This is a genomic window from Pseudomonas sp. NPDC089530 (assembly GCF_050280705.1).
In the GTDB taxonomy this organism is placed as follows: Bacteria; Pseudomonadota; Gammaproteobacteria; order Pseudomonadales; family Pseudomonadaceae; genus Aquipseudomonas.
In genome coordinates, this window is record NZ_JBNNVU010000216.1 from 1 (window position 1) to 1,251 (window position 1,251).

The window sequence follows — 1,251 nt, forward strand, 5'->3', positions numbered from 1 at the left end:
GCCTCGTTCCTGCGCAAGGACGGCGGTGTCTGGAGCACCGACAAGGACGGCCTGATTCCGGCCCTGCTGGCCGCGGAAATGACCGCGCGCACCGGTTCCGCATGGCGGCCAAGAAGGCAACTTCCGGCCAGCCAGGTGCTTTGCAGAACGTCGTTGAAGTACTGGTCCAATTCGTCGATGGCAGCGTGAAAGACAGCTTCCATGGCCGCAGCCCAGTGATTGCACCACTGGCACTGACCATCTTCGTCTGGGTGTTCCTGATGAACGCCATCGACCTAATCCCGGTCGACTGGATTCCTCAGTTGGCCATCCTGATCTCCGGCGATCAGCACATTCCTTTCCGTGCCGTATCGACTACCGACCCGAACGCGACCCTGGCCATGGCCTTCTCGGTGTTCGCGCTGATCATTTTCTACAGCATCAAGATCAAGGGCATCGGCGGTTTCATCGGCGAGCTGACCCTGCACCCGTTCGGCAGCAAGAACATCTTCGTTCAGGCGCTGTTGATTCCGGTGAACTTCCTGCTTGAATTCGTGACGCTGATTGCCAAGCCAATCTCCCTGGCACTGCGTCTGTTCGGCAACATGTACGCTGGCGAACTGGTGTTCATCCTGATCGCCGTGATGTTCGGCACGGGCCTGCTGTGGCTCAGCGGCCTGGGCGTGGTGCTGCAGTGGGCGTGGGCTGTATTCCACATCCTGATCATCACCCTGCAAGCGTTTATCTTCATGATGCTGACCATCGTCTACCTGTCGATGGCACACGAAGAGAACCATTAAGACCGGTCTCGACCTGTCTGATGTCCCTCCCGGTCAAACGGGAGGGGGCCCGTCTAGGGCACGATGAAACGATTTGTTTTACCGCTTTAATCTAAAAAACCTAAACCATACGACGTAAAAGTCGGGAGGAAAGATGGAAACTGTAGTTGGTCTAACCGCTATCGCTGTTGCACTGTTGATCGGCCTGGGTGCTCTGGGTACCGCCATTGGTTTCGGCCTGCTGGGCGGCAAGTTCCTGGAAGGCGCTGCGCGTCAGCCAGAAATGGTTCCAATGCTGCAAGTTAAAATGTTCATCGTTGCCGGCCTGCTCGACGCCGTAACCATGATCGGCGTTGGTATCGCTCTGTTCTTCACCTTCGCGAACCCCTTCGTTGGTCAACTCGCTGGCTAATCACTCGAGTTTTCGAGTTGATTGGTCGCTAGCGTTACTGTAATCGCCCTGCGTGCTTAATCGTGTCAGCGCAGGGTTGAC

At 56.7% G+C, this 1,251-nt stretch carries 2 protein-coding genes and 1 pseudogene; all 3 read left to right on the top strand.

The genetic code is table 11. From position 1 onward, the window contains the following. Positions 1-189 (top strand): hypothetical protein (locus ACQKQA_RS30380; protein ID WP_427564805.1); only part of this gene is annotated, 189 nt, incomplete at its 5' end. Beyond that, positions 96-779: pseudogene (atpB, locus tag ACQKQA_RS30385) on the top strand (F0F1 ATP synthase subunit A); the annotation flags it as partial. The gene ACQKQA_RS30380 and the pseudogene atpB, both read left to right, overlap by 94 nt. Positions 780-912: 133 nt before the next feature. Beyond that, positions 913-1,170, top strand: coding sequence for a F0F1 ATP synthase subunit C (atpE, locus tag ACQKQA_RS30390; protein ID WP_002555987.1), 258 nt, complete (start codon positions 913-915; stop codon positions 1,168-1,170). Positions 1,171-1,251 lie beyond the last annotated feature (81 nt).